Source organism: Winogradskyella tangerina (assembly GCF_003260205.1).
GTDB classification, from domain to species: Bacteria; Bacteroidota; Bacteroidia; order Flavobacteriales; family Flavobacteriaceae; genus Winogradskyella; species Winogradskyella tangerina.
On record NZ_QERF01000007.1, the window covers coordinates 228,127 to 248,823 of the forward strand.

Annotated in this window: 19 protein-coding genes and 1 other RNA gene; 16 read left to right on the forward strand and 4 right to left on the reverse strand. The window is 36.5% G+C overall.

What is annotated here, in order from left to right:
• Window positions 1–110: 110 nt before the first annotated feature.
• From DDY94_RS11445 to rny, 4 genes are all read left to right on the forward strand, one after another.
• On the forward strand, window positions 111–401 hold the full coding sequence (locus DDY94_RS11445) for a hypothetical protein (RefSeq protein ID WP_111684249.1): 291 nt from the start codon (window positions 111–113) through the stop codon (window positions 399–401).
• Between the two features lie 18 nt (window positions 402–419).
• Window positions 420–707, forward strand: coding sequence for a cell division protein ZapA (locus DDY94_RS11450; RefSeq protein ID WP_111684250.1), 288 nt, complete (start codon window positions 420–422; stop codon window positions 705–707).
• Between the two features lie 60 nt (window positions 708–767).
• Window positions 768–875: non-coding RNA, 6S RNA (ssrS, locus tag DDY94_RS11455), on the forward strand.
• Window positions 876–932: 57 nt separating this feature from the next.
• Window positions 933–2,510 (forward strand): ribonuclease Y, encoded by a 1,578-nt coding sequence (rny, locus tag DDY94_RS11460; protein WP_111684251.1) that lies wholly within the window; start codon window positions 933–935, stop codon window positions 2,508–2,510.
• A gap of 99 nt (window positions 2,511–2,609) precedes the next feature.
• On the opposite strand, the gene xerA is transcribed toward rny, so the two are convergent.
• Window positions 2,610–3,518: a site-specific tyrosine recombinase/integron integrase gene (xerA, locus tag DDY94_RS11465; protein ID WP_111684252.1), complete on the reverse strand. Its 909-nt coding sequence runs from the start codon at window positions 3,516–3,518 to the stop codon at window positions 2,610–2,612.
• Between the two features lie 217 nt (window positions 3,519–3,735).
• Here xerA and DDY94_RS11470 point away from each other — a divergent pair, with 217 nt between their 5' ends.
• The 6 genes from DDY94_RS11470 (at window position 3,736) to DDY94_RS11495 (ending at window position 7,206) form a co-directional block, all read left to right on the forward strand.
• Window positions 3,736–4,221 (forward strand): outer membrane beta-barrel protein, encoded by a 486-nt coding sequence (locus tag DDY94_RS11470; protein ID WP_111684253.1) that lies wholly within the window; start codon window positions 3,736–3,738, stop codon window positions 4,219–4,221.
• 151 nt (window positions 4,222–4,372) lie between these two features.
• Entirely contained in the window at window positions 4,373–4,936 is a 564-nt protein-coding gene (locus DDY94_RS11475; protein ID WP_111684254.1) for a porin family protein, read from the forward strand.
• Between the two features lie 132 nt (window positions 4,937–5,068).
• Window positions 5,069–5,554, forward strand: coding sequence for an outer membrane beta-barrel protein (locus DDY94_RS11480; protein WP_111684255.1), 486 nt, complete (start codon window positions 5,069–5,071; stop codon window positions 5,552–5,554).
• Window positions 5,555–5,631: 77 nt separating this feature from the next.
• Window positions 5,632–6,051, forward strand: a complete 420-nt coding sequence (aroQ, locus tag DDY94_RS11485) for a type II 3-dehydroquinate dehydratase (protein WP_111684256.1) — start codon at window positions 5,632–5,634, stop codon at window positions 6,049–6,051.
• A gap of 2 nt (window positions 6,052–6,053) precedes the next feature.
• Complete coding sequence (locus tag DDY94_RS11490) at window positions 6,054–6,527, forward strand: outer membrane beta-barrel protein (RefSeq protein ID WP_111684257.1); 474 nt, start codon at window positions 6,054–6,056, stop codon at window positions 6,525–6,527.
• A 133-nt stretch (window positions 6,528–6,660) separates the two neighbouring features.
• Window positions 6,661–7,206 (forward strand): porin family protein, encoded by a 546-nt coding sequence (locus tag DDY94_RS11495; RefSeq protein ID WP_111684258.1) that lies wholly within the window; start codon window positions 6,661–6,663, stop codon window positions 7,204–7,206.
• A gap of 56 nt (window positions 7,207–7,262) precedes the next feature.
• Here DDY94_RS11495 and lpdA read toward each other — a convergent pair whose 3' ends face one another.
• From lpdA to msrB, 3 genes are all read right to left on the reverse strand, one after another.
• Window positions 7,263–8,639, reverse strand: a complete 1,377-nt coding sequence (gene lpdA, locus DDY94_RS11500) for a dihydrolipoyl dehydrogenase (protein ID WP_111684259.1) — start codon at window positions 8,637–8,639, stop codon at window positions 7,263–7,265.
• Between the two features lie 130 nt (window positions 8,640–8,769).
• Window positions 8,770–9,321, reverse strand: a complete 552-nt coding sequence (locus tag DDY94_RS11505) for a DUF1572 family protein (protein ID WP_111684260.1) — start codon at window positions 9,319–9,321, stop codon at window positions 8,770–8,772.
• Entirely contained in the window at window positions 9,314–9,811 is a 498-nt protein-coding gene (msrB, locus tag DDY94_RS11510; RefSeq protein WP_111684261.1) for a peptide-methionine (R)-S-oxide reductase MsrB, read from the reverse strand. Before msrB ends, DDY94_RS11505 begins: the two co-directional genes overlap by 8 nt.
• A 178-nt stretch (window positions 9,812–9,989) precedes the next feature.
• Between msrB and glgA the strand changes: the two genes are divergently transcribed.
• From glgA to DDY94_RS11540, 6 genes are all read left to right on the forward strand, one after another.
• Window positions 9,990–11,195 (forward strand): glycogen synthase, encoded by a 1,206-nt coding sequence (glgA, locus tag DDY94_RS11515; RefSeq protein ID WP_111684262.1) that lies wholly within the window; start codon window positions 9,990–9,992, stop codon window positions 11,193–11,195.
• A gap of 2 nt (window positions 11,196–11,197) precedes the next feature.
• Complete coding sequence (locus DDY94_RS11520) at window positions 11,198–12,466, forward strand: glucose-1-phosphate adenylyltransferase (protein ID WP_111684263.1); 1,269 nt, start codon at window positions 11,198–11,200, stop codon at window positions 12,464–12,466.
• Between the two features lie 127 nt (window positions 12,467–12,593).
• Window positions 12,594–14,534, forward strand: a complete 1,941-nt coding sequence (locus DDY94_RS11525; RefSeq protein WP_111684264.1) for an alpha-1,4-glucan--maltose-1-phosphate maltosyltransferase — start codon at window positions 12,594–12,596, stop codon at window positions 14,532–14,534.
• A 2-nt stretch (window positions 14,535–14,536) separates the two neighbouring features.
• Window positions 14,537–16,168 (forward strand): trehalose synthase, encoded by a 1,632-nt coding sequence (locus DDY94_RS11530; protein WP_111684265.1) that lies wholly within the window; start codon window positions 14,537–14,539, stop codon window positions 16,166–16,168.
• 3 nt (window positions 16,169–16,171) lie between these two features.
• On the forward strand, window positions 16,172–18,082 hold the full coding sequence (gene glgB, locus DDY94_RS11535; RefSeq protein ID WP_111684266.1) for a 1,4-alpha-glucan branching protein GlgB: 1,911 nt from the start codon (window positions 16,172–16,174) through the stop codon (window positions 18,080–18,082).
• A gap of 149 nt (window positions 18,083–18,231) precedes the next feature.
• Window positions 18,232–20,652: a glycoside hydrolase family 31 protein gene (locus tag DDY94_RS11540; RefSeq protein ID WP_111684267.1), complete on the forward strand. Its 2,421-nt coding sequence runs from the start codon at window positions 18,232–18,234 to the stop codon at window positions 20,650–20,652.
• The last annotated feature ends 45 nt before the right edge of the window (window positions 20,653–20,697 follow it).

Genomic DNA, 20,697 nt, shown 5'->3' on the forward strand with positions numbered 1-20,697 from the left:
TCTGAACGTTTTATTTCTTGAAATGTTTTATGGAGTAAAAATAATTGTAAAAGAATTGTATTTTTTCGAATGGTATGTTAACTTTGTTTCATTAGTATTGAATTACTTTAATGAGTAAAATTGAAGATATTGTTGATGCTCTTGAAAATAAGATCAGTAAGGTTTTACATAAGCAGGAGGTCTTAAAGCAAACTAACGCTAAGCTCTCTGAACAATTGGAGCAACAACAACAAAAAATTTTAGAGCAGCAAGAAGAGATTGCTTCTTGGGCTGACAAATACCAAACGCTCAAAATTGCGAATTCAATGCTTGGTAGTGACGAAAATAAACGAGAAACGAAGCTCAAAATAAATGCACTTATTAGAGAAATAGACCATTGTATTGGTCAACTCTCAGAATAAAGTTGTAAATTAGACTAAATGTCCGATCAATTAAAAATCAAGCTTTCAATTGCCAATAGGGTATATCCATTGACGATTAATCCCAAGCAAGAAGAAGGTTTACGGAAGGCCACCAAGAAAATCGAGGCCATGATAGGACAATTTGAGCAGAATTACTCTGTAAGAGATAAGCAAGATGTTTTGGCCATGTGTGCCTTACAATTTGCGGCTCAAGTAGAGCAAAAGTCAATAGATAAAGAATATGTTAATGAAGAAGTTCAGCAGAAGTTAGAAGCGCTGAATGATCTTTTAGGAAAACATATTTAACTCGTACGTTCTTTAAAATAAACAAAGGTTACTGCCTACATTAGTTATATTTTTTGATAAACTCAACGTTAATTCTTTAAAAAGGGTGAGTTGAAATTGTAAAAGCAAGCCATCTCAGAATGGATCCTTGATCAGTTTGTTAGCCCTAAACTTGTTTTTAAGGAGTTTATACAGAATCAAAACTGATGTAGGCTTTTTTTATATACTAACTATCTAATAACTAAAATGGACACTAACACAATTTTATATATTGTTGGCGCAGTGGTATTTGGATTAATACTAGGCTATGTTATCGCTAAGGCCCTCGAAAAAGGTAAAGCATCGAAACTCATAGCAAACGCCGAAAGTGAATCTAAATCAATACTAAAGCAGGCTAAAGTAGACGCAGAATCACTAAAAAAAGATAAAATACTTCAAGCGAAGGAAAAATTTATTGAACTTAAAGCCGAGCACGAAAAGGTCATTTTATCTCGCGATAAGAAAATGGCTGAAGCCGAAAAGCGAATCAGAGATAAAGAATCTCAAGTTTCTAACGAATTAGCGAAAGCGAAGAAATCTAATCAGTCACTCGACGATAAAATTAAGGACTACAACTTCAGACTAGAATTCCTTGAGAAGAAAAAAGTTGAAGTAGAAAAAGCACATAAAAGTCAGATTCAGCAGTTAGAGGTCATCTCGCAATTATCAGCCGAAGAGGCTAAAGAACAATTGGTAGAATCTCTTAAAGAGGAGGCTAAAACAGATGCCATGGCTTTTGTTCAAGACCGATTAGAAGAGGCAAAATTAACAGCGCAGCAAGAAGCTAAAAAGATCATCATAAATACCATCCAAAGAATAGGAACAGAGGAGGCTATAGATAATTGTGTTTCTGTTTTTAATATTGAATCTGATGATGTTAAAGGTAGAATCATTGGTCGTGAAGGTCGAAATATTAGAGCCATCGAATCTGCAACTGGCGTTGAAATTATTGTAGATGATACACCTGAAGCAATCATCTTATCTTGTTTCGATTCTGTTAGACGTGAAATAGCACGCTTATCGTTACACCGTTTGGTTACTGATGGTAGAATTCATCCTGCACGTATTGAAGAAGTGGTTAGAAAAACAACCAAACAAATAGAGCAGGAGATTATTGAAGTTGGAAAACGCACAGTAATAGATCTTGGTATTCATGGGTTACACCCAGAGTTAATTAAGATGGTTGGTAGAATGAAATACCGCTCATCGTACGGACAAAACCTATTACAGCACTCTCGTGAAGTGGCCAAACTTTGCGGCGTTATGGCAGCAGAACTCGGGTTAAATCCGAAATTGGCAAAGCGCGCTGGTTTATTACACGATATTGGAAAAGTACCATCTTCGGAATCGGATGTAGAAACTCCTCACGCAATTCTTGGTATGCAATGGGCTGAAAAACATGGTGAAAAACCAGAAGTTTGCAATGCCATCGGAGCACACCATGATGAGATTGAAATGACTACGCTTTTATCACCGATCATTCAAGTTTGTGATGCGATTTCTGGTGCAAGACCAGGTGCAAGACGTCAGGTATTAGATTCTTATATTCAGCGTCTAAAAGATCTTGAAGATGTTGCCTTCGGATTCAACGGTGTGAAAAAGGCCTATGCCATACAAGCGGGTAGAGAATTACGAGTGATCGTTGAAAGTGAAAAGGTTTCGGACGATAAAGCAGCGAGTCTATCTTTCGAGATCTCTCAGAAAATTCAAACCGATATGACCTATCCTGGTCAGGTGAAAGTTACAGTAATTAGAGAAACACGCGCTGTAAATATTGCGAAATAGTGTACAGTATTCAGTATTCAGTGTAAAATGTCTAGTAAAAAGTATATAGTGTTTACTGATTACTGAACACTGGATACTGATTACTTATTAAAGACTGAGCTATTTCCTTGGATGGAATTTATTGAGAACATCGCTTAGGTACGAACGATCTACATGCATATAAACTTCTGTAGTGGTAATACTTTCGTGTCCTAGCATCATTTGAATGGCTCTCAGGTCGGCGCCATTTTCTAATAGGTGAGTTGCGAATGAATGTCTGAAGGTGTGGGGAGATACGCTTTTTTTCAATCCTGATTTTTCAACTAGTTTTTTAATGATCGTGAAAATCATAGCTCTAGTAAGTTGTTTTCCTTTGTAATTAAGAAACAAAATATCTTTAGAACTAGTTTCGATATCAATATGATTTCTAATGTCTATCCAGATATTGATATAGCGTTGTGTGGTATCACCAATTGGCACAAAACGCTGTTTATTGCCTTTACCAGTAACCTTTATAAATCCCTCTTCAAAAAATAAGTCTGAAATTTTCAGATCTATTAGTTCGCTTACACGCAATCCACAGCTATACAAGGTTTCAATTATGGCTCTATTACGCTCCCCAAGATTAACCCCATTATATTCATAACTGAGATCGATAGTTTGAATTAAAAGATCTATATCAGCCACAGAAAGGGTGTCGGGTAATTTTCTACCAATCTTTGGAGACTCAATCAAATCCATTGGATTTGTGTTACGGTAATTCTCAAACACTAGGTAATCAAAGAAATTCCTTAATCCTGAAATTATACGACCTTGAGACCTTGGTTTAATTGATTTAGATATGGTATAGATGAACTGTTTAATGTGTTCATGAGTAATGTCTAAAGGGGAGTAGCCTAAACTATTCTCTTCAAGATAATTAATCAATTTTTTAATGTCGTAGCTGTAATTCTCAATAGAATTATGGGAAAGACCACGCTCAATTTTGAGATAGTGCTGATAATCATTTAAAGCATTGGACCAATTCATGTAGAAAAACACTCATAAACGCTCAAATGTAATAAAATGACTACGTATTTCATCGAATTTTCTAAAAATAATGTTAATAACGTAATTTTTAAATATTTGATTATCAATAATTTAAAAATTTATGTTTACAAAATTGTTAATAACTGCACTAAGAAACTTTATTATTTCAAAAAAAAGGCTTTAGTTTGTACTAATCAATTTTAAAACTTAAAAAATTATGAGAAAATTATTTTTTGCTGCATTCGCAGTTTTAGCTTTTGCTTCAGTAAGTGCTCAAGGTCAATTTAAAGCTGGTATTAGTGGTGCTTTACCAATCGGTGACGCTGGTGATTTATCAACTTTAGGAATTGTAGTTGAAGCTAATTACTTATTTGAAGTATCTGAAAGTTTTCATGCTGGCCCAACTGTCGGAATAGGTCACTATTTTGGTGATGAAGTCGCTGGTTTTGAAATCGATGACGCTACTTTCTTACCAATTGGTGCAGCTGGACGTTTCGGTGTTTCTGAGGATTTCACTTTAGGTGCTGACTTAGGATACGGTATCGGAATTGCTCCTGATGGAAACGATGGTGGATTCTATTACTCACCACGTGCACAGTACAGCGTTTCTGAATCAATTGATATAGTATTAGCTTACCGCGGAGTTAGCCTTGATGGTGGTTCTTGGGATTCTATTTCTTTAGGTGTAGAGTTCGGACTGTAACCAATAATCATATACAATATTAAAGAGGCGATTTTCGCCTCTTTTTTTTGTCAAAAATTTCGATAAATGCCTTCAAAAATTAACATTTTAATTCTTGAAATAGGTCATCATATTCCTACATTTGATATTCAATTAATCTCAAAACTTAAAAATGAAAAAAACACTATTTGTTGCTATTCTTATAGCATGTTTTACACTTAACAGTTATGCGCAAGACGATAACGATTCTAAACAAAGTAACTTAGCAATTAAGGCTGGTTATACATCATTTATTGCTAAAGTAAAGGTGGATGGTGCATCAGGTTCAGATAATGTTTCTGGTTTTTACGTTGGCTTAACCAGTGAAATTGAGGTCTCTGATAAATTCGATTTTCAACCTGAATTACTTTTCGCTAACTACAGTCAAGATGGAGAGAGTAGTAGTATCTTATTTTTGCCATTATTAATGAAGTTTAACGCCAATAATGAATTGGGGATCTATGCAGGTCCACAATTAGACTACTTATTAAATGAAGAAGATGCTGAAGGTCTTAATAGATTAGGTATAGGATTGTCTATTGGAGCATCTTATGACATTTCGGAAGACATCTTTATCGATACACGTTATACCTTCGGAATTTCTGACAGATTGGATGGCGATCTAGTTGGGTTTGAAGGATTTGATGTAAAGACCAGATTTAACTTCTTTCAAGTTGGTTTAGGGTATCGATTTTAAATTTTAAAACGAACATTAAATTAAAACCGAAGTCTTAAACTTCGGTTTTTTTATTATCTTTTACTGATAATTGTCATGATTGGTGTTTCAATTATGACCTAGATTTGCAACTATTAACCAAAATTTCATTATATGAAAAAATTATTTTTAGCTGTATTTGCAGTATTCGCTTTTGCCTCAGTAAACGCCCAAGGTCAGTTTAGAGCTGGTATTAGTGGTGGTTTACCAATTGGAGACGCCGGTGATTTAGCAACGTTTGCTATTGCCGTAGATTTAGGGTATTTATTCGAAATATCTGATGAATTTGATGCTGGTGTAGCTACTGGCTACTCTCATTCTTTTGGTGATGAGATTAATGGTTTTGATATTGACGATGTGCAATTTATTCCTATAGCGGCTTCTGGTCGTTTTGAGGTTGCTCCTGATTTTACATTAGGTGCAGACTTGGGTTATGCTATCGGAATTGGTGATAATAATGATGGAGGATTCTATTATTCACCACGCGTTCAGTATAGCGTTTCAGAAGCTATTGATATCGTTGCAGCCTACAGAGGTGTGAGCGTAGATGGAGGCTCTTGGGATATCATAAGCGCAGGTATAGAATTCGGAATTGATTAATTCTGAATTAAATTAAATAAGAAAAAGGAAGCATTCAGCTTCCTTTTTTTATGGGCTTAATTTAATATCTTTACTCTATGAAGCAACTGATCATAATTAACGGCCCAAATTTAAATCTGCTTGGTAAGCGCGAACCTGAAGTTTACGGAACTCAAACCTTTGAAGAATACCTTGAAGTGCTAAAATCAAAGTTTCATAATGTTACTATAGATTACTACCAATCTAATATTGAAGGCGAATTAATTGATAAAATACAAGAAGTCGGATTTATTTACGATGGAATTATTTTAAATGCTGCTGCCTATACGCATACTTCGGTAGGAATTGGTGATGCCATAAAAGCAATAGACACACCAGTAGTTGAAGTACATATTTCTAATACATATGCCAGAGAAGAATTTAGACACCATTCTTACTTATCTCCAAATGCAAAAGGAGTGATTCTAGGGTTTGGACTCAAAAGTTATGATCTGGCCGTTGAAAGTTTCCTTTATTAAGTATGAAAAGTATTCTAAGTGTTTTAATCTTTTGTTTTTTAAGCAATTTTATCATTGCTCAAACTGAATTTGGTGTTAAAGGGGGACTAAACTTTACGTTTTTTAAAGTGAACGAAGGAGACTTCGGAACCAATCCAGATACTGAAATAGGCTATTATGGTGGTGTTTTTGTTGATTTCCCAATAGATAATGGGTTTCATATTCAGCCTGAAGTACTCTATAAGGGTATTGGAGATTTTAGATTTATTAATGCTCCTATTTATTTAAAATACGACATATACAATTCAGTTCATATTTTAGTTGGACCAAGTTTGAATTATTTCTTCGACTTTTTTTCAAACAAATTCAAGGTACGCGCCGACCTAAGTTTAGACTATGATTTTACGTCTAAGGTGAGCATGCATATGAAATATACTATTGGTTTCGAAGAGCTCTCTCCCAATGTCTTATTTCTAGGATTAGGTTATCGCATTTAATTGGTTTATCCTAAAAAATTAAGAGTTTTTACATTCTATTAACCTAAGCTTTCGAATTGATTGTGATTTGATTGTGATTAATTAACATTCTGCCGTAGTAGGTTTGTTTCATTAATTCTAACAACAATCAATCATGAAAACCATTTTATCAGTAGTAATGCTTGCACTAACTTTAAGTAGTATCGGTGCGCAAGAAGGAACAAAGACGGAAGAATCAAAATTCGACTTCGGAATTAGAGCAGGGTATAACACTTATTTCTTGAATACTTCAGGCCAAAACCCAACCGGTAGTGGGTATTATGGAGGTATATTTTTAGAATCAGAGTTGACTAAAAAATGGGCCTTGCAGATCGAAGCAAACTATAACTACTCAGGATCTTCAACCTTACAGCTTCCTGTTTTATTAAAATATAAAATCTCAAAAAAGTTTGAACTCTTTGCTGGTCCTCAGTTAGATTTTTCTTTTGAACAACAAAACCTAAATGAAGAATCTCGGAATAAACGTTGGGGGATGTCATTTCTTATTGGAGCACAGTACAATATCAATTCACATTGGTTTATTGATGCCAGATATACGCATGGATTAACCAATCAATTTCCGGTTTTTCAAGGGTTTGGAGTAAATCCGATTTATGAAAAACGACATGCCTTTAATTTTGGAATAGGATATAAGTTCTAATAAAAAAAAGCGATTCAAACTCAATTGAATCGCTTTTCTATATTTTTTAAATAATTCTATAAATGAATCACTTCGTCATAAGCATCGGCAACGGCTTCCATAACAGCTTCACTCATGGTTGGGTGAGGATGTACTGCTTTTAAAACCTCGAGACCAGTAGTTTCAAGTTTTCTGCCTAAAACGGCTTCTGCGATCATATCCGTAACTCCTGCACCGATCATATGGCATCCTAACCACTCGCCGTATTTAGCATCGAAGATAACTTTGACAAAACCTTCTTTATTTCCACCAGCACTCGCCTTACCAGAAGCAGAGAATGGGAATTTACCAACTTTAATATCGAAGCCTTGTTCTTTAGCTTGAGCTTCAGTTAAACCTACGCTAGCAACCTCAGGTGAACAATAGGTACATCCAGGGATGTTACCATAGTCTAACGCTTCCACATGATGTCCGGCTATTTTTTCAACACACAATATACCTTCAGCTGATGCCACGTGAGCAAGAGCTTGCCCCGGCGTAACATCTCCAATGGCATAATAACCAGGAATATTGGTTTGGTAATAGTCATTCACTAAGATCTTATCTCTGTCTACTGCTATTCCAACATCTTCTAAACCAATATTTTCGATATTAGATTTAATACCCACAGCAGATAATAATATATCAGCTTCTAATACTTCTTCACCTTTCTTAGTTTTTACGGTTGCTTTAACACCTTTACCAGATGTATCTACAGAAGTAACCTCGGCAGAAGTCATTATTTTAATTCCAGATTTTTTGAAGCTACGCTCTAATTGCTTAGAAACCTCGTCATCCTCAACAGGAACGATCTTTGGCATGTACTCAACGATGGTAACTTCTGTCCCCATTGAGTTGTAGAAGTAAGCGAACTCTACGCCAATTGCACCAGAGCCAACCACGATCATTTTCTTTGGTTGTTTATCTAGAGTCATTGCTTGTCTGTATCCAATCACCTTTTTACCATCTTGTGGCAAACTAGGTAATTCACGAGAGCGTGCTCCTGTAGCAATTATGATATGATCAGCGCTATATTCGGTACCATCAACGTCAACTTTCTTTCCGGGCTTTACCTTACCAAATCCTTCAATAACATCAATTTTGTTCTTTTTCATTAAGAACTTTACACCATTACTCATGCCATCAGCAACGCCTCTACTACGTTTTACAACAGCATCAAAATCGTGTTCAGCATCCTTCACTTTTAAACCATAATCTTCAGCATGTTTCAAATATTCGAACACCTGTGCAGATTTCAAAAGCGCTTTTGTTGGGATACAGCCCCAGTTCAAACATACGCCACCAAGACTTTCTTTTTCTATAATGGCGGTTTTAAATCCTAATTGAGATGCTCTAATAGCTGTAACATAGCCACCAGGACCACTTCCTAAAACTATAATATCGTATTTACTCATGAGTAATTTTTTAGTTGAAAATTTGAGAGTACAAAAGTAACAAATTCCGAATAGATTTTTGAAGGCTTCAACACGAAATATAAGTGTAAGAGGAGCAGAGAATTAGCATCTGATAGCTTGAAACTTTAATCTAAAGGTCATCCGTAAAATGTCTCTTGCCCTTATCTTTTGAAAACTTTTCAGAATTATAGTCTTTAGATTTTCCCTTCGGAATAGATAAAGACGACCACGCGCTACCCTTAATGAGTTTGCCTAAAAACACAATTTGCCCAGTATGATATGCGTAATGCATCATTTGCCTATTGATGGCTTCAATGACCGTATGCCCTTGATTTCTGATGTAAATTATGCGCTCTAGATCTTTTTCTGAAAGTGGTTTTAGTGCATTAAATAAACAAGCCCAACCAGTATTCCATGAGGTAAGGATATCCTCCTTAGTATTATAAGTGTCTATGAATTCACCATCTCTGTGGCGCCATTCTTTTTCACCATCTTCGGTTAAAAAGTTTGTCCAGCGACTTAACATATTACCAACCATGTGCTTTACAATGATTGCTATAGAGTTTGAATCATCTGCAAACTCTTTTTTGAGTTCGTCAAAGGTCAGCTGGGCCATGGTTTTATCACCAAGGCTTTTGTAATATTCAAATTGTTTTAATACACTTTCTAGGTAACTATTCATCTTTTTCGGTGGCGTCTGGCACAAACTTTAATGCCACGCCGTTAATGCAGTGTCGCTTACCAGTAGTAGCTCTTGGACCATCATTGAATACATGACCTAAGTGACCACCGCACGTAGCACAGTGCTCTTCGGTGCGTGCATAGCCAATTTTATAGTCTGTTGAGAAAGCTACATTCCCTTCAATTTCTTGGTCAAAACTTGGCCATCCTGTCCCTGAGTCGAACTTGTGTTCACTTTTAAATAATGGTGTGTCACATGCAGCGCAATGATAAACGCCCTTGTCGTAATTCTTATTTAATGGACTTGAAAATGGTCGTTCGGTACCTGCCTTTCGCAATACATAATATTGATCGTCAGTTAGCAGTTCTTTCCACTCGGCTTCTGTTTTGGTAATTGGAAAGCTTTCCTTCTTCTCAGTGTCATCTTTCTGAGCAATGCCATTACAACTTAAAAGCACAGCTGCAAATACTAATAATAAATTCTTTTTCATATGGTAAAATTACAAAAAATTGATCGCTTTCTTGGTCGTTAACATTATAAGAGAATTACAGCATGGTCAAACTTTATGTTTTTGTTAAGTAATTTGATATTATAGCTTGAAAAATCACTTTAATTCGTTAATTTACAGTTTCATTTATTGAGGCTATTTTCTTCGTAAAAATTAGATTATGAAAGCATTATTTCTAACACGTGAATTCCCGCCATATGTTTATGGTGGCGCAGGTGTACATGTTGAATATTTGGCAAAGGAATTAGCCGAACTTATTGAAGTTGAAGTAAGAGCTTTTGGAGATCAGGACAAAAGTAGTAACTCATTGAGCGTGAAAGGGTATCCGTTCGAAGATGGGGTATTTGACATCAGTGATGATAAACTTAAAGCGGTTTTTAAAACGCTTAGTACAGGCTTACATATGAACGCCCAATCTATCGACGCTGATATTGTTCACTGTCATACCTGGTATTCTCATTTTGCTGGGATTATGGCTAAATTGTGCTATGGTACGCCTTTAGTTTTAACAACACATTCCCTAGAACCTTTAAGGCCTTGGAAGCGTGAGCAGTTAGGAAGAGGCTATGATGCTTCATCCTGGGTAGAAAAAACAGCTATTGAAATGGCAGACTGTCTTATTGCGGTTTCCGAAGAAACCAAAGAAGATGTTTTAAAACATTTCGATGTCGATGAAGGAAAAATCCAGGTGGTTTACAATGGTATTGACCTTAAGGAATATGTGGTTGTAAATGAAACGGATGTGTTGGATCATTATGGAATTGATAAATCAAAACCGTATGTTCTTTTCGTTGGACGCATTACAAGGCAAAAAGGAATTATTCATTTGGTTAATGCAATCAAGTATATTGATGCCGACACTCAGGTCGTTTTATGCGCTGGAGCACCAGACACAAAAGAAATTGCCAAAGAAATGGAAGATGCCGTTGCTGAAGCTTCAAAAAATAGAGACAATATTTTTTGGATCGACAAAATGCTTGAAAAGAAGGACGTCATTCAATTATATTCGCATGCCGACGTATTTTGTTGCCCTTCAATCTACGAGCCTTTTGGTATAATAAACATTGAAGCAATGGCTTGTGAAACTGCAGTTGTCGCTAGTGCTGTAGGAGGAATTAAGGAGGTGGTAGTAGAAGGAGAGACGGGTCTTCTAATTAATTTAGAGCAACAGTCTTCTGCACCTTTCGAACCTGTGAATCCCGATAAATTTTCCAGAGATTTAGCTTATGGAATCAATAAGCTTACGGCGAATAAAGAACTCAGAGATCAAATGGCTATTAAAGGAAGAAAGCGCGTGGAAGATTTTTTCGATTGGAAAGCCATCGCCAAACAAACCGTAGACATATATAAATCGTTAATAAAGTAGCAATGATTAATCAAAAAGTAATTAGCATCATTTTGGGAGGTGGTCAAGGCTCGAGACTATATCCTCTCACCGCAAACCGTTCAAAACCAGCGGTGCCTATAGCTGGTAAGTACAGATTGGTAGATATACCAATTTCAAACTGTATCAATTCAGACATTAAAAGAATGTATGTCTTAACGCAGTTCAATTCAGCTTCGCTGAATAGGCATATAAAAAACACTTATCATTTTAGTTTTTTTAGTACAGCTTTTGTTGATGTTTTAGCCGCAGAGCAAACTATTAATAGCGACAAATGGTTTCAGGGAACAGCTGATGCAGTGCGTCAAAGTATGCACCATTTATTGCAGCACGATTTCAAGTATGTGCTTATCCTTTCTGGAGATCAGTTGTATCAAATGGATTACAATAAAATGGTTGAGGCACATGAAGAAAGTGGAGCAGAAATCTCTATTGCTACGCAGCCTGTAAATGGCAAAGATGCTACTTCATTTGGCATATTAAAGACGGACGATAACAATATCATTCAATCATTTATTGAAAAACCAGATGCATCATTATTGCCAGAATGGACGTCACCCGTGAGCGAAGAAATGAAAAATGAAGGGCGATTATACCTTGCTTCAATGGGCATTTATATATTTAACCGTGATCTGCTTGTTCAGCTTATGGAAGAACCAGATAAGGTTGATTTTGGTAAAGAGATCATTCCAGATGCGATAAAAAATCACAAAACACTGAGCTATCAATTTGAAGGCTACTGGACTGATATTGGTAATATTGACTCCTTCTTCGAGGCAAATTTGGGACTCACAGACGAAATCCCAAAGTTTAACCTTTACGATAATACGCAGCGAATCTATACGAATGCAAGAATTTTACCTACCTCAAAAATATCGGGAACTTTATTAGACAGAACCGTAATTTCTGAGGGATGTTTAATCCATGCTGCAAAAATTGAACGTTCAGTAATCGGAATTAGGTCAAGAATTGGTGCGGAGTCCACGGTAATTAATTGTTATATGATGGGTAATGATCATTACGAATCCCTTGAAGAAGTAGAAAAAAACAATATCAAAATTTATATGGGTATTGGTGAGCGTTGCTTTATTAAAAATGTAATATTAGATAAGAATTGCAGAATCGGTGACGATGTGCGGATTAACGGCGGTAGCCATCTCGAAGATGTTGAAACCGAAAATTACTTCGTGAAAGATGGAATCGTAGTAGTAAAGAAAGACGCCATAATTCCTTCAAAAACGATCATTCAATAACCATTTTTAGCTTTTTTCAAAATAGTTATCCAATTCAAACGTTGTAGTTCTTCTACAGATTTTAATAGCTTTTATATGTCAGGATTGTATAGTACTTTCGTGGCGTAATAAACTTTCAACCAAGACTATGTACAACCAAAGGCGAGTAGTTATAGACGCAGTTAGACCTCAAATAAACTGCGGTGAATTTTTCATAAAACGTATTGTAAACGAAGTTGTAAATGTCGATGCGCATGTTGTCGTTGACGGACATGACGTTATTGCTGCTTCGGTTTTATTTAAACATGAAAAGGCTAGAAAGTGGAATGAAGCCAGAATGCACCATGTGGTTAATGACGAATGGAAAACATCATTTGTTGTTGAAAAACAAGGGTTCTATAGTTATAAAGTGCAAGGTTGGGTAGATTATGGTTTGAATTGGCAGCACGGTATAGAACGAAAGATCGACGACAATCAACACGTAAAATCAGAATTGCTTGAAGGTATTTTGTATTTGAAACCCTTGATTAAAAAAGCAACCAAGGAAGAACAGAATTACCTCAATTACTGTATTGATGCGTTTGAAGACGAATCTAAATATAATGAAGCGATTAAGGAAGCGGTGAGCTCTGAACTTCATGAAATATTCGTTAAATATCCTGAAAAGCATTTAGCAAACGAATCTAAAGAGCTTCAGATCTATGTGGATCGAAAAAAAGCATTATTCAGCACATGGTATGAATTTTTCCCTAGGTCTTCGTCAGAAGTTGAAGGTCAACACGGTACATTCAAGGATTGTGAGCGATTATTACCGCGAATTGCAGAAATGGGATTCGATACCTTATACTTTCCGCCAGTTCATCCCATAGGTGAGGTTAATAGAAAAGGTCGAAACAATACCACAGAGGCTAATGATGATGATTCAGGGTCTACATGGGGAATTGGTTCAAAGCATGGAGGACATAAGGATATTCATCCACAATTAGGGTCGCTTGAAGACTTCAAAACCTTAGTTAAGAAAGCAAAAGAATTAAATATAGAGGTGGCAATGGACTATGCCTTACAGGCTGCGCCAGATCATCCATGGGTAACAGAACACCCAGATTGGTTTAAGTGGCGTCCAGATGGTACGGTTCAATATGCAGAAAATCCACCTAAAAAATATCAAGATATATTGCCGATCTATTGGGAAAGCAAGGACTATAAAAACCTTTGGCAAGAATGTTTAGATATTTTATTGTATTGGGTAGAGGAGTGCGGGATCAATATCTTCAGGGTAGATAATCCGCATACAAAACCTTACTATTTTTGGAATTGGGCTATTTCCGAAGTAAAGAAAAAGCATCCAGATGTGTTGTTTTTATCCGAGGCCTTTACCAAACCAAAGGTAATGCAACAACTTGCAAAACAAGGATACACACAATCCTATACGTATTTCACATGGCGGAATACAAAACACGAACTGATGGAATATCTGACAGAGTTAACTCAGACCGATCAGCGTGAATATATGCGTCCTAATTTTTGGCCAAATACGCCAGACATCAATCCTTATCACCTTCAAGCTTCAAACGAATCAAAATACATCCAGCGCTATGTTTTAGCTGCTACATTAAGTTCAAACATAGGAATTTATGGCCCTGTATTTGAACAAATGATTGATGATGCAATTCCAGGGAAGGAAGAATACTATATGTCTGAAAAATTCGAAGTAAAACATTACGATTGGAATGTTCAGAATAAGTTAACAACCATCATTTCGAGAGTTAATCAAATTCGTCATCAACACGAAGCTTTACAACAAACGAATAACATAAAATTCTGTCATATCGAGAATGACAATTTAATGGCGTACTACAAATGGAATGAAGACCGCAGCGACGAGTTATTGATCATTGTAAGTTTAGACCATTACTATTTACAACAAGGAACCGTGCAGTTGCCACTTGCCGAATTAGGTATTCATGCTGGGCATCAAATTACTGTTAATGATTTAGTTACTGGAAGCAGTTATAATTGGCACAGCGAATGGAATTTTGTAGAGTTGCACCCAACCTTACCATTTCATATCTTTAAGATAAATAAATAGAAATGACCAAGAAGAAATCCACCACTGTTAATCTGAAAACACCGTACAATTTTGATGTGCAGTGGGAGCAATTAATGGAAAATGAGGATTTTGTAAAGACTTTTCTGTCTGATGTTCTCGAGAATTACATTGTAAAGCAACGCTGGTATGGCGGTAAATCGAGTAAACTCAAATATATAGAACTGGCTGAATATTTCAGAATTCAACAGAATGAGGAGGTTTACTACGGTCTTATTTTAGAGGTCAACTTTTACGAGGCCTTCTATCAGCATTACTTCTTGCCGATTGCTTTTGTTTCGGATGAAAGTTTTGCTAAAGATGATCGCATACTTCCTATAAGTATTCAGAATCAAGAAGGCTACATCATTGATGCTATTAACCTCGAAGCTTTTAGAAAAGTTGTTTTTGAACGAATTCTAACCGCAGTCCCTAAAGATAGAACACGCGTTCAATACAAAAAGAGCATTCTATTTAAGGATTGCCAATATGAATCGTCGCGATTTATGGGTATGGAGCAAAGTAATACTTCGATTATTTATAACGAGAAGTATGTTTTGAAGTTCTTCAGACGTATCTATGCTGATCGCAATCCAGACTACGAAATGAGTCGTTTCTTGTCTGAAAAGAAAGATTTTAAAAATACACCAGCCTATCTGGGAAGTGTTCAAATTAAAGATCAGGAAAACACTAATATCACCATCGCATTAATGAACGAATTAGTGCCCAATCAAGGTGATGCTTGGGATTACATGCTGAAAGAACTCTTCAAGGTTTTTACCAATCTTGAAACAAAGAATATAGATATTAAATCCCTTCCTGTTGCTAATCGTTTTGAGCGCATGACCATTAGAGACATTCCGCCACAGATTATTGATTGGGTAGGCTTAAATGTGTTTACAAAAATTCAGACTTTAGCACAGCGCACAGCAGAAATGCACATTGCTTTAGGTTCTGAGTTTGAAGACACCTCATTCACGCCAGCACGCTTTAATGGCGATTATACGGTTTGGTTAAAAAATAGACTTTTATATCAATTTCAAAACCGATTAAATGCTGTTGAAAATAATTTGCATAAGCTTGAAGGTTTAGCCTTAGAATTAGCGAATGAATTCTTAGAAAAAAAGAATGAAATACGAAAACGCTTTGTGAATTTCGACTGGACCAAACTTAAGGGCGAAAGACTAAGAGTACATGGTGACTATCATTTAGGACAAGTTTTAGTTCAGGATGATGATTTTTATATCCTCGATTTTGAAGGTGAACCTGAAAGCACCATTCGAGATCGTAAAGTGAAACAGCCGCCATTAAAGGACGTGGCAGGATTATTCAGATCTTTTCATTATGCGATCTATGCAACTATTTTCAATAATTTGAACAGCTACAATCATTCTCAGGATCAGTTATTTGAGGCTGGAGAAATTTTATATCGATATCTCAAAAATGTGTTTTTAGGCACTTATGTTGTTGAGATTCAGAATGCAAACATAAACATTGGCTATAACCAAGAACGTATATTTTTATTGAAATATGCTATGCTAGAAAAAGCAGTCTACGAGTTAGGTTATGAGCTAAATTCTCGTCCGAGATGGGCGGTAATTCCACTTAAAGGAATTTCAAACATTATCAACCACTAATTTATGGCAGAAGTTATTGCACACAGTTTATTTACAGATTTTGATATAGATCTGTTCAAGTCAGGTAAGCACTACCGATTATACGAAAAATTCGGTTCTCATATTACCACTGTAAATGGTGTTGAAGGCACCTATTTTGCAGTTTGGGCTCCTAGTGCCAAGTCTGTTTCAGTTGTAGGCGATTTTAATTATTGGCTTGAAGGCGACCATAAATTAATGGTACGATGGGATGAAAGCGGTATTTGGGAAGGATTCATACCTGGCGTTGGTAAAGGCAATAAGTACAAGTATAAGATTCACAGTCACCATAACGACATAAAAACTGAAAAGGCAGATCCATATGCAAGACGATGTGAGCATCCGCCTCAAACAGCTTCGATCGTTTGGGACGACGATTACAGCTGGAAAGACAGCAAATGGATGAAAAATCGTAAAGATCACAATGCGATTGATGCGCCATTTTCGGTGTACGAAGTGCATTTGGGATCTTGGAAAAAACAAGTTGAAGAAAACCGGTTTTTATCTTACACAGAATTGGCGGACGAATTGGTGACGTATGTTAAAGAAATGAATTTTACTCATGTGGAGTTAATGCCAGTTATGGAATATCCTTATGATCCTTCATGGGGTTATCAACTTACAGGATATTTTGCGCCGACTTCGCGCTTTGGTTATCCTGAAGAATTCAAATTGTTAGTAGATAAGTTACATCAAAACGATATCGGAATTATCTTAGATTGGGTACCATCACATTTCCCTGAAGATGCTCATGGTTTAGGTTTCTTTGACGGTTCTTCCTTATACGAACATCCCGATCGCCGCAAAGGCTATCATCCAGATTGGAAAAGTTTGATTTTTAACTACGGCCGTAATGAGGTTAAATCTTTCCTCATCAGTAATGCGATATTTTGGTTAGATCAATTCCATGCTGATGGTCTAAGAGTAGATGCCGTGGCCTCTATGTTGTTTTTAGATTACAGTAGGGAAGAAGGTGAATGGGAACCAAATATGTTTGGAGGTCGCGAAAATTTAGAAGCCATTTCCTTTATGCGCGAAATGAACGAGGCCGTATATAGTGCGTTCCCAGATGTTCAAACGATTGCAGAAGAATCGACGTCATTCCCAATGGTATCAAAGCCAACGTATCTCGGTGGACTAGGATTTGGTATGAAATGGATGATGGGTTGGATGCACGATACCTTGCAGTACTTCGCCAAAGAACCTATTTACAGAAGACATCATCAAAATGATCTTACCTTCAGTATGACCTATGCTTTTACGGAAAACTTCATGTTGCCTTTAAGTCATGACGAAGTCGTTTATGGAAAGCGCTCTATTTTAGGAAGAATGCCTGGTGATGAATGGCAACGATTTGCAAACTTGAGATTACTGTATTCGTATATGTTTACACATCCTGGGACAAACCTATTGTTTCAAGGTGCTGAATTTGGTCAGAGTGAAGAATGGAATTTCCAAGAAAGTTTAGACTGGCACTTGTTACAATACAGTCCGCATAAAGGCGTACAAACCTTAATCAAGGATTTGAACACATTTTATAAGAAAGAGCCGGCCTTATATGAAAAACAATTCTCGGGAGAAGGTTTTGAATGGATAGACTACAACGATGCTGAGAATTCTGTATTGGTTTATATTCGAAAAGGTCACGACAAGGAGAACGATCTTATTATTGCTTGTAATATGACTCCAGTACCTCGAGAAAACTACAAGATGGGCGTTCCTAGAAAAGGAAAACTCAAAGAGGTGTTCAATAGTGACTTGAAGAAATATTTCGGATCTGGTGAGTATAAAAATAAAGTACAATCAACAAAGTCTGAACCTTGGCAATTTAGAGATGATTCGGTTGAAATTAACATTCCGCCACTTGGAATGGTAGTCTTTAAATACTCAAAATAATTCTTAAAAAACAGGCTAAAAAACTGACATTTCAATTAAATAAGTCTCCGAAATCGATGTAGTTGACAATTCTGAATAAAAAGAATTGCATACACTTTCTTAAGTTCTAATTTTTCCGTTTTTTTACGTGATTTACCTAAAATCTAGCTATGATTGTAAATACTGAAATCGAACACAAGGGGAATCAATTTCCCTCAAAGATAGTTGAGTTTGAAAAGGATGTAGATAAGTTGTATTTCACAACTAGTAATGATGTCATTCTTCAACTTACAGTTTTAAGAGATAGTTTACTTCGCTTTAGATATACTACCGTTGGCAATTTCGACAAAGATTTTTCTTATGCCATAACCAAATACGCTAGTATTGGTTACAATAAACTCGATATCGAAGAAAAAGACGATCTGTTTATTGTAACAACCTCAAAGTTACGCTGTGAAATATCCAAGGAAAGTTTAAGAATATCAATTTATGATGCCAAGGATAATACGCTAATCAATCAGGATGAAATAGGATTTCACTGGGAGGAAAGCTACCAATATGGAGGTAACATTGTAAAGATGAGTAAAGTCTCTAATGATGGTGAAAGTTATTATGGGTTAGGAGACAAGCCAAATCACCTTAATCTTAAGGGCAGACGATATACCAATTGGGTTACGGATTCCTATGCCTACGGAAAAGAGACAGATCCTATTTATAAGGCCATTCCATTTTATACTGGTCTCCACCACGGTAAAGCCTATGGAATTTTCTTTGATAATTCGTTCAGAGCATCATTCGATTTTGCGCACGAACGCAGAAATGTAACCAGTTTTTGGGCTCAAGGAGGAGAGATGAACTATTATTTCTTCTATGGGTCAAAGATGTCTGATGTTGTTGAAAGTTATACCGATCTTACAGGTAAGCCACATCATTTGCCGCCAATGTGGGCTCTAGGGTTCCATCAATGTAAATGGAGTTATTATCCAGAAAGTAAGGTAAAGGAGATCACTTCTACCTTTAGAAAACTAAAAATTCCATGTGACGCCATCTATTTAGATATTGACTATATGGACGGTTTCCGATGTTTTACTTGGAATAAAGACTATTTTCCAGATCCGAAACGCATGGTAAAAGAACTGAGAGAACAGGGCTTTAAAACTGTAGCGATTATCGATCCCGGAATCAAAATTGATAAAAACTATTCGGTCTTTAAGGAAGGCTTAGAAAATGACTATTTCTGTAAGCGTGCAGATGGCGCGTATATGAAAGGAAAAGTTTGGCCAGGCGAATGTTATTTCCCAGATTTTACCAATCCTGAAGTTCGTGATTGGTGGTCTGGATTATTCAAAGAGTTGATAGAAGAAGTCGGAATAAAAGGTGTTTGGAACGATATGAATGAACCTGCCGTGATGGAGGTTCCGAATAAAACGTTCCCTGATGATGTGCGTCACGATTACGATGGTAATCCTTGTAGTCACAGAAAGGCACATAATGTCTATGGCATGCAAATGGCCAGAGCTACATATCAAGGACTAAAAAAATACTCATATCCTAAGCGACCATTTGTCATTACACGAGCTGCATACTCTGGCACACAACGTTACACATCCACTTGGACAGGCGATAATGTAGCAACCTGGGAGCATTTATGGATTGCAAATATTCAAGCACAGCGCATGTCGATGTCTGGCTTTGGCTTCGCCGGAAGTGATATCGGTGGATTCGCCGAACAGCCGCAAGGGGAGTTATTTGCAAGATGGATTCAGCTAGGAATTTTCCATCCGTTTTTTAGAGTACACTCTTCTGGAGATCATGGTGATCAAGAGCCATGGGCATTCGATGAAGATGTTACTGATATCGTAAGAAAGTTTATTGAAATTCGATATCAAATATTGCCCTATATCTATACCGCGTTTTGGAATTATGCCGATCACGGCACACCAATGTTGAAATCGCTTGTGCTTTACGATCAGGACGATGTGCATACGCATTACAGAACTGACGAGTTTATTCTAGGTGAACAAATTCTCGCTTGTCCGGTATTAGAACCAAATGCCAAAGGGCGTCGTATGTATATACCACGAGGAAATTGGTATAATTTCTGGAATGATGAAGTTGTAAAAGGTGGTAAAGAGATGTGGGTAGATGCTGATATTGACAGTATGCCAATTTACATCAAGGAAGGTGCAATTATTCCGAAGTATCCTATTCAGCAATACGTTGGCGAAAAAGAAATTAAAGAGATCACTTTAGATGTTTATTTCAAGAAGGGTAAAGAGGAAAGCGAGTTATACAGCGATGCTAACGATGGATTTGACTACAAAAAAGGACGATATAGTTTGAGAAACTTCACCTTAACGGGTAGAACTAACGAGTTGATCATCAATCAATATAAAGAAGGAAAGTTTATTACCTCTTACGAGACCTTTAAAATTCAAATTCACGGATTGCCATTCGATATTAAAGAGATTCAATTAGATAACGAAACCATCTCTTTAAAACAGCTTAAATCTAATGGTGCTGTATCTTTTGTAGTAGATAAGAACTTTTCAGAATTACATATTATAGGGAAACCTTCAAAAACAAAGTGACCCAAAAATTAATTTCGTGTCTTATAATTGCGAATAGATTTTCGT